General features: G+C 60.9%; 9 protein-coding genes, 1 tRNA gene and 1 pseudogene. 4 read left to right on the forward strand and 7 right to left on the reverse strand.

Annotated features, from left to right (window positions below; translation table 11 throughout):
* Window positions 1–49: 49 nt before the first annotated feature.
* The 3 genes from QZ653_RS07010 to QZ653_RS07020 form a co-directional block, all read right to left on the reverse strand.
* A complete protein-coding gene (locus tag QZ653_RS07010) occupies window positions 50–1,252 on the reverse strand; it encodes a DVUA0089 family protein (RefSeq protein ID WP_296418908.1) in 1,203 nt (400 codons plus the stop codon).
* A 183-nt stretch (window positions 1,253–1,435) separates the two neighbouring features.
* On the reverse strand, window positions 1,436–1,561 hold the full coding sequence (gene ykgO, locus QZ653_RS07015; protein WP_010141322.1) for a type B 50S ribosomal protein L36: 126 nt from the start codon (window positions 1,559–1,561) through the stop codon (window positions 1,436–1,438).
* 78 nt (window positions 1,562–1,639) lie between these two features.
* Window positions 1,640–1,714 (reverse strand) — tRNA-Val (locus QZ653_RS07020).
* Between the two features lie 147 nt (window positions 1,715–1,861).
* Here QZ653_RS07020 and QZ653_RS07025 point away from each other — a divergent pair.
* Window positions 1,862–2,737 (forward strand): N-formylglutamate amidohydrolase, encoded by an 876-nt coding sequence (locus QZ653_RS07025; protein WP_296418911.1) that lies wholly within the window; start codon window positions 1,862–1,864, stop codon window positions 2,735–2,737.
* A gap of 52 nt (window positions 2,738–2,789) precedes the next feature.
* Here QZ653_RS07025 and QZ653_RS07030 read toward each other — a convergent pair whose 3' ends face one another.
* Window positions 2,790–4,043: a DNA polymerase IV gene (locus QZ653_RS07030; RefSeq protein WP_296418914.1), complete on the reverse strand. Its 1,254-nt coding sequence runs from the start codon at window positions 4,041–4,043 to the stop codon at window positions 2,790–2,792.
* 260 nt (window positions 4,044–4,303) lie between these two features.
* Here QZ653_RS07030 and QZ653_RS07035 point away from each other — a divergent pair, with 260 nt between their 5' ends.
* The gene (locus tag QZ653_RS07035) at window positions 4,304–5,197 is read left to right on the forward strand and encodes an SPFH domain-containing protein (RefSeq protein WP_296418916.1); all 894 of its coding nucleotides are present in this window, start codon (window positions 4,304–4,306) and stop codon (window positions 5,195–5,197) included.
* Between the two features lies 1 nt (window position 5,198).
* The gene (locus QZ653_RS07040) at window positions 5,199–5,474 is read left to right on the forward strand and encodes an NfeD family protein (RefSeq protein ID WP_296418918.1); all 276 of its coding nucleotides are present in this window, start codon (window positions 5,199–5,201) and stop codon (window positions 5,472–5,474) included.
* Between the two features lie 107 nt (window positions 5,475–5,581).
* On the opposite strand, the gene QZ653_RS07045 is transcribed toward QZ653_RS07040, so the two are convergent.
* From QZ653_RS07045 to pyrF, 3 genes are all read right to left on the reverse strand, one after another.
* Window positions 5,582–5,794: an orotidine 5'-phosphate decarboxylase gene (locus QZ653_RS07045; protein WP_296418919.1), complete on the reverse strand. Its 213-nt coding sequence runs from the start codon at window positions 5,792–5,794 to the stop codon at window positions 5,582–5,584.
* Window positions 5,795–5,814: 20 nt separating this feature from the next.
* Window positions 5,815–5,991: a hypothetical protein gene (locus QZ653_RS07050; RefSeq protein ID WP_296418921.1), complete on the reverse strand. Its 177-nt coding sequence runs from the start codon at window positions 5,989–5,991 to the stop codon at window positions 5,815–5,817.
* 158 nt (window positions 5,992–6,149) lie between these two features.
* Complete coding sequence (pyrF, locus tag QZ653_RS07055; RefSeq protein WP_296418922.1) at window positions 6,150–6,878, reverse strand: orotidine-5'-phosphate decarboxylase; 729 nt, start codon at window positions 6,876–6,878, stop codon at window positions 6,150–6,152.
* Window positions 6,879–7,052: 174 nt separating this feature from the next.
* Between pyrF and QZ653_RS07060 the strand changes: the two are divergent.
* Window positions 7,053–7,538: pseudogene (locus QZ653_RS07060) on the forward strand (hypothetical protein); the annotation flags it as partial.

Below are 7,538 nucleotides of genomic sequence, written 5' to 3' on the forward strand. Positions count from 1 at the left end.
AAAGGCCCCGCCGGTGCAGCGGGGCCTAAACGCATTATCCGGTTCCGCCTTAAGGGCGTGCCGGAACGTAGCGTTCAAAAACCATGCGGATCAGGCCCGTGGTGTCGGCGTTCAGCTGTTTGACCGCCACCAGATAGGTGCCAGGCTGGACGCGCACCGTCAGCAGGGAATCAAGCCCGTTGCCGTTGTCGTCATTGTATCCGACCTGACGGCCCAGATCGTCATACATGATCAGCACCGGGTCGCCGTCTCCCTGGGCGATTGCCTCAACCAGCATCAACCCGCCTTCATAGACGTCAAAGGCATACCATGCCGCGTCACTGGACACGGTCACGTCTTCGCGCACGCGGGTGGCAATTTCGCCCAGCGATGTCACGGGATAGGACCCGTCAAGGGGCGGGGCGGCGTCCCCGCGGGCATAAAGGATGGCTTGGGCCTCTTGCGCGTCATAGGTCCGTGCAGTGACCGTGATTGGCGCGGCTTCATCCCCGTACAGGTCCAGTGCGATGCAGTATTCCCCGGCGGGCAGCGGATCAATCATGTCGATCCGGCTGTTCAGCCCGTCAAAGTCGTCGTTCTCGGCCAGCCAGTTTCCGTCGGCGTCAAACAGGGTCAGGATCGGGTCCGCGTCCTCGTTTTCGGCGGTCAGGCTGATGGCCTGCGCGGTGTCCAGTTGCAGCCTGTAGAACTGCGCGTCGTTATAGCTTTGGGTGACGGGGGTCCCGTAGACAAGCGTCTGGGCCTGCGACAGATCACAGCCTTCGGTGTCCTGGGTGGGGCCGCCGAACCCCGGCGTCAAAGGTGTTTCGTCAAAACGGGCCGCGCGCACGAACCCTGTCAACGGCGTGCCGTCAAAGCTGCGCATGGCAATGCAATAGGTGCCCGGATCAAGAAAAACCTCAGCCCGGCTTGAACCTTCCCCGCCGCTGTCGTCATCCGAAATAACCAGCGCCCCGTCCGCGTTGCGCAGGTCGATCACGGTATCACCGCCGCCGCGGCCCATGGCCTCGATCCGGTAGTCGCCCGCCTGAGACACGGTGAACAACCCCACGTATTCATTGCGCAGCAACACCAGTGCCATCTGTTCCAGATAGGTCGGCGCGGTGGAGATATCAGAAGATGCTTCATCCCCGCCCAACCACTGGCCCGTACCGCCAATACCGCCGCACAGATTGGCGTCCTGGGCCGCCGCAGGGAGGGCGGCGAAGGCGAACAGGCTGGTGATAAGGGCGGTGGTGGCTGGTCTGATCATGGCGATGTCCTTTGTGGTCTGTCATTTGATCAAAGCGTAGGCGGCCAGCGGCGCAGTGGCTAGGGCGGATATGTGCAAATCCTGCGCAGGTCAGGGAAACCGGACCCGGAACGGGCAGGCAGACAAAGAAAAACCGCGCTCCGATCTCTCGGGCGCGGTTTTTGCATAACGTCTGTGGTCGGCTTAGCCCTGACGGGCTTTGAACCGTCGCTGGGTCTTGTTGATAACGTAGACCCGGCCCTTACGGCGCACGACGCGGCAATCGCGGTGGCGCTGCTTGAGCGAGCGGAGGGAGTTGCGAACTTTCATGGTTCTATCCTTGTCTCGCGGCGCGGCGATTGCGCCTTGGTTGGTGTCGTGCGCTGGACCCCAGCGCGGTGAAATTCATGGTGGACGATACTGGGATTGAACCAGTGACCCCTTCGATGTCAACGAAGTGCTCTACCGCTGAGCTAATCGTCCGTACCTGCTGCGATCGCATGTCCCATAAACAAACAGGACGCGCAAGCGCGCGTCAGGTGTCGCGGTCTATATAAAGAGTCGCATGGGGGATCAAGAGCTTTTGGAATTTAGATTTTTCGTACTAGATTGAACGCCGAAGGGGCGATGATGACTGACCACAGCGAAAACCTGTCCTACGTGCTGCGCCGCCCCGAACAGCGGTCCACATCGGTTGTGTTTGCCTCACCCCATTCGGGGCGGAACTACGCGGAGGGGTTTTTGCGACAGGCCATTCTGAACGAGCGCGAAATCCGGTCGTCCGAGGATGCTTTTGTGGATGATCTGTTCGAGGCTGCCCCGCAGCACGGCGCGCCCTTGTTGATGGCGCAGGCGCCCCGTGCCTTTCTTGATCTGAACCGCGGACCCGACGAAATGGATTCCGCCGTGGTGGCGGGCATAAGGCGGGTGGCCCACAACCCGCGCATTGCCAGCGGTCTTGGCGTGATCCCCCGCGTGGTGTCCAACGGGCGCGCGATCTACAGCGGTAAACTGACCCTGCAGGAGGCACATTCCCGTATCATGCAGGTCTGGCGACCCTATCACGATACGCTCCAATCTCTTATGGACGAAGCGCATGAGGATTTCGGCGAAGCCATTTTGATTGACTGTCATTCGATGCCCCATGAGGCGTTGGAAAACGTGGGCCCGCCCGGGGCCGCCCGCCCCGACGTGGTGCTGGGCGACAGGTTTGGCGCGTCGGCTGCGTCATCTGTCGTGGAAAAGGTCGAGGCGGCCTTTGCCTCGGCCGGATTCAAGGTGGCCCGCAACATGCCTTTTGCCGGGGCCTACATCTGTCAGCACTACGGGCGGCCCTCGCGGCGACACCACGCCGTACAGGTGGAAATTGACCGGTCGATCTACATGAACGAAAAGACGATCAGGCCCAACGCCAATTATGCAGCGTTCAAGGACGTCCTTGGCGGGATTATCTCCGAGCTGAGCGATATCGGCCGCGGCGAAGACATGCGCGTCGCCGCCGAATAACAAAATTAGCTAATTTTTTTAGCTGTCGCGAAAAACGCGTGTTTGAATGGGTTTAACGCAACGCACGCCCCTTGAGGATCGCGTCCTGCCCGAACTTTTCGCGGATCGCGTCTGCGGCCCGTTCGGCCTCGGCGCGTTTTCCGGCATCGGGGTCCAGAAGGTCGCCTTCGCGGTCGGCATCGCCGGCTGGAACCAGATCGGAAATGCCGACCCCAAGCAGCCGATATGGCCCCTGATCGCCGACCTGATCAAACAACGCCCGTGCCGTCCGATAGATTGTATCGGCCAGTTGCGTCGGCTGGTGCAGGCTTTGACGTTTTGACAGCAGCTTGTGATTGGCCCGTTTCAGTTTCAAAGTCACAACGCGGCCTGCCTTGTCCTTTGCCTTGGCGCGTCCGGATACTTTTTCGGCCATGCGCCAGATGTGGCCGTCCAGAATATCGGTGTCGTTGGTGTCGTCGTGAAACGTGGTTTCGTTTGACAACCCTTTGACGGGAGTATGCGCGCTGATCTTGCGCCCGTCCTCGCCCCGCGCCAAGGCATAGAGCCGGTCCCCCATGCCGCCGAACCGATCATGCAGATCGCGCCGGTCCCAGCGCAGCAGATCGTCAAAGGTGCGGATGCCCGCAGCCTCAAGACTGGATTGCGCGGCGGGGCCGATGCCCCAGATCAGGCGCACGGGTTTCGGGCGCAGAAAGTCCGTTGTCTCGGCCGCGCCGATGACGGAAAAGCCGCGGGGTTTGTCCAGATCAGACGCGACCTTGGCCAGAAATTTGTTGTGGCTCAGACCGATGGACCCGGTGATCCCGATGTCGTCCTGCATCCGTTTGGTCAACCGCGCCAGCATCACCGCTGGCGGTGCGCCATGCAATTTGGCGGTGCCCGAAAGGTCCATGAACGCTTCGTCGAGGGACAGGGGTTCGACCGTGGGCGTCAGTTCATCCATCAAGGCGCGGACCTGGCGCGAAACCTCGACATAGCGGTCCATGCGTCCGCGCACGATTACCGCTTCGGGGCAGAGTTTCAGCGCCTGAAACATCGGCATCGCAGATCGCACACCCTTGATCCGCGCGATGTAGCAACAGGTCGACACCACACCGCGCCGCCCGCCGCCGATGATCACCGGTTTGCCCTCAAGCTCCGGATTGTCGCGTTTTTCGACCGAAGCATAAAAGGCGTCGCAGTCCATATGGGCGATCGACAAATCAAAAAGTTCATCATGCGCGGTCACACGCGGGCTGCGGCACACGGGGCAGCGTGTGCCGTCCTCGAACGTGTGCAGGCAGGCGCGGCAAAGGGCAGGCATGGGGCTGTGCATACGCGGGCCACGGGGGGGGAGGCAAGCGGTGGCGCTTTAGGTATTTGTGAACCAGAGAAAGGGGTCGCGCGGCGCGCTGCACGGGCTGTTGCGCAAAAACCAAATCTGGTGGGAGGGGCAAGCCTCCCCCTCAAGCTATGGTTGCAAGAGCACAGACAGCGCCCTATGTAGACGATCAGTGACACCCTGAGCGAGCACCCGAAAACGGGGCCGATAAGCAGGGCTAAGCGAGGAGTCCGAGGGACAACATGGACATTGAACAAATCATTGGCGATCTGATCGGGGGCAATATTGTCCTGATCCTGCTGGCCGCTTTCATCATCGTTTGCATTCTGATGGGCGTGCGGATCGTGCCGCAATCCGAAAAGTTTGTGATCGAACGATTTGGCCGGCTGCGTGCGGTTTTGGGGCCGGGGATCAACTTTATCATCCCCTTTCTGGACCGCGTCGCGCATAAGATATCAATTCTGGAACGCCAGCTTCCGACGATGGGGCAGGATGCAATCACCAGCGACAACGTTCTGGTGCAGGTGGAAACATCCGTCTTTTACCGCATCATCGAGCCGGAAAAGACAGTGTACCGGATCCGCGACGTGGACGGTGCGATTTCGACGACGGTGGCCGGTATTGTCCGCTCCGAGATTGGTAAGATGGAACTGGATCAGGTGCAGGCCAACCGCACCGGTCTGATCCTTGCCATTCAGGATCAACTGGCAGCACAGGTCGATGACTGGGGGATCGAGGTCACCCGCGCCGAAATCCTTGACGTGAATCTTGATGCCGCGACCCGCGCGGCGATGCTGCAACAGCTGAACGCCGAACGCGCCCGCCGTGCGCAGGTGACCGAGGCCGAGGGCAAAAAACGCGCCGTTGAATTGCAGGCCGATGCGGAACTGTATTCCGCCGAACAGGCCGCCAAGGCACGCCGCGTCTCTGCCGATGCGGAGGCGTATGCAACGCAGGTCGTGGCCGTGGCCATTGCCGAAAACGGGTTGGAGGCTGCGCAGTATCAAGTGGCCCTGAAGCAGGTCGAGGCGATCAACGGCATCGCATCCGGTCAGGGCAGCAACACCATCGTGGTGCCCGCCGACGCGCTGGACAGTTTCACCAATGCGTTCAAGATGCTGAAAGGGCGCGGGTAACATGGGCTGGTTCAACGAGTGGTGGGTCTGGATGACCGCAGCACTGGTTCTGGCCATCGCCGAAGTACTTATTCCGGGCTGGATATTCTTTGGTTTCGCGGTTGGCGCGTTCTTTATGGGGGCGATGATCTGGCTTGGGATCGGCGCGGGTTTGTCACTGGCGTGGTCGCTGGTCATTTTCGCGGTGCTGTCGCTGATCGCCTATATCATCATGCGGCAGATGTTCGGTATCCGTCGCGGTCAGGTCAAACTTTGGGATCGTGACATCAACGACTAGGCGAAAAAAAGGCCCCGTGACGTGCACGGGGCCAGTTTGGTCAGTCACGAGGATTCAGGTCCGAGGGACAGATCGGACAGAGGCAGTGACGGACATCTCTTGAAAGTCTAGCGCACGGACAGAAGACCGTTTTCGCGTCCAGCCATGGTTTGTGCCTGTTGTGTCAGGCTCCGGCGGACGGTGGCGTCATCCATGGACAACGATCCAGGCACCGAACACGGGTAGCGATAGGTGCGGCCCTTGCGGTTGATATCTACACGGGCCTCATAGGCGCCGGTTACGGGATTGTAGCGAATGTCGCCAAGTGCGATGCGAGACATGATGATCTCCTTTTTTGAGGTTAACGAGTGCGCTGCCGCACTGCGTGACCAAGCAGGGCGCGCTTGACCATGGATGGGTCCAGCGTCGCCGGTCCGTCGACCCGACAGTTGTAATGCAACGGGCCATCGTGGCTTGGCAGAACCACTGCGGCTTCGAAGCCGCGACCTGTGTAACGAATGTCATTCAAACGGATCATGATAATCCCCCAAGTTGATCTGGTAGCAGCGTTTGCTGTCTACACAACATCTGGGGACAAAATTGGTTCCATGAAAGGGGAGGGCCCCTCACAATTTCCCCCAACCCTGTGATAACGCGCCATAAATCTGTTACAATCGCCCCTCTAGGCGCTTGTTTTCAAGCGTTTGGGCGTCGTGCCGCATCTGAGCGGATTTCCGCCTGAACCGCCTGCGCGGCGGCGCGTGGATCAGAATTTTGCCAGATCGGACGGCCCACCACCACGTGATCGGCCCCGTTTGCGATGGCCTTGGCCGGGGTCGTGACCCGCTTTTGGTCGCCCAGATCGGCGCCTGCGGGGCGCACGCCGGGGGTGACAATCAGCTTTCCATCCGCCTCAGGCAGGGCGCGGATCAAAGTAGCCTCTTGGGGGGAGGCGATGACACCATCGGCCCCGTTGGACAATGCTATGCCTGCGCGCTCCTGCACCAGATCGGTGATGTCGCCGCTTTTGATGCAGGATGCGTCCAGATCGGCGCGGTCAAGGGACGTCAGGATTGTGACGGCAAGAATTTTCATATCGCTGCCGCCTTTCCCCTCGGCAGCCGCGCGGACAACATGGGGGTCGCCGTGCACGGTCAGGAAATCATGGTTGAACCGCGCAAGACCGCGCACCGCGGCCTCAACCGTGGCACCGATGTCAAACAGCTTCATATCCAGAAAGATGCGTTTGCCGTGTTCGTCGGACAATTCATTGGCAAGGGCAAGGCCGCCACCGGTCAGCATCCCCAGCCCGATTTTGTAGAACGTGGCCGCATCCCCGATCTTCTGGGCCAGCGCCAGACCCTGCATGGCATCCGGCACATCTAGGGCAACGATCAGCGCGTCGGACGGGGCGGCATCGGTCATGGGGGCATCCTTTTTCGGTGGGGTCCGCGCCTGATAAAAGGCCAGCGGCGCAAGGGCAAGGGGGGCGGCCTGATTGGCGCGCCCGCGTGCGCACAGGCGCGCGCGCGTATGCGGGAACCATCTATGCAGGTCGCACGTTATCCGGTCATCCAGTCACCCCCAGAGGAATCCGCCATGGCCGATGAGACCCCCCCAAAGCAGACACAGACACCCGATGCATCCAAATCAAAGGCGGGCGATCCCGGCCCCAACTTTTTGTATATTTTCGGGGGCACGGCCATTGGTATCGCGCTGATCACAGCTATCGCTGTCGGGGTGTCCGACAATGAGGGTGGCACTGCCGCCAACGCGGTGGGTGTCGCCATGGAAAGCGACGCGGATCTTGAGGATTTGGACAACCCCACCCTGCGTGAAGCCGCCGGGGACGAAGATGTAACAACCGAGGAAGCGGCACCCGAGATTGACGAGGCCGAAACCGATGCGCCAACCGATGGCACGGTAGAGGCCGAGGACAGCGACGGATCGACCGAACCTGTCGGGTCCGGAGCGACGTCCGAACAGGAGCCGACGCGCGAAGATACCACCGAGGTCACCCCCACACCCGAGGCCATCCCCGACGTTGACGGTGGCGAAACACCGGCGGCGAATGCTGCGGAGGAG

The sequence above is a fragment of the Pseudooctadecabacter sp. genome, assembly GCF_020627745.1.
In the GTDB taxonomy this organism is placed as follows: Bacteria; Pseudomonadota; Alphaproteobacteria; order Rhodobacterales; family Rhodobacteraceae; genus Octadecabacter.

Coding starts and splice junctions, on each gene's coding strand:
- QZ653_RS07025 (WP_296418911.1), top strand. CDS start 1,862: ATGACTGACCACAGCGAAAACCTGTCCTACGTGCTGCGCCGCCCCGAA.
- QZ653_RS07035 (WP_296418916.1), top strand. CDS start 4,304: ATGGACATTGAACAAATCATTGGCGATCTGATCGGGGGCAATATTGTC.
- QZ653_RS07040 (WP_296418918.1), top strand. CDS start 5,199: ATGGGCTGGTTCAACGAGTGGTGGGTCTGGATGACCGCAGCACTGGTT.
- QZ653_RS07030 (WP_296418914.1), bottom strand. CDS start 4,043: ATGCCTGCCCTTTGCCGCGCCTGCCTGCACACGTTCGAGGACGGCACA.
- QZ653_RS07045 (WP_296418919.1), bottom strand. CDS start 5,794: ATGTCTCGCATCGCACTTGGCGACATTCGCTACAATCCCGTAACCGGC.
- ykgO (WP_010141322.1), bottom strand. CDS start 1,561: ATGAAAGTTCGCAACTCCCTCCGCTCGCTCAAGCAGCGCCACCGCGAT.
- pyrF (WP_296418922.1), bottom strand. CDS start 6,878: ATGACCGATGCCGCCCCGTCCGACGCGCTGATCGTTGCCCTAGATGTG.
- QZ653_RS07050 (WP_296418921.1), bottom strand. CDS start 5,991: ATGATCCGTTTGAATGACATTCGTTACACAGGTCGCGGCTTCGAAGCC.
- QZ653_RS07010 (WP_296418908.1), bottom strand. CDS start 1,252: ATGATCAGACCAGCCACCACCGCCCTTATCACCAGCCTGTTCGCCTTC.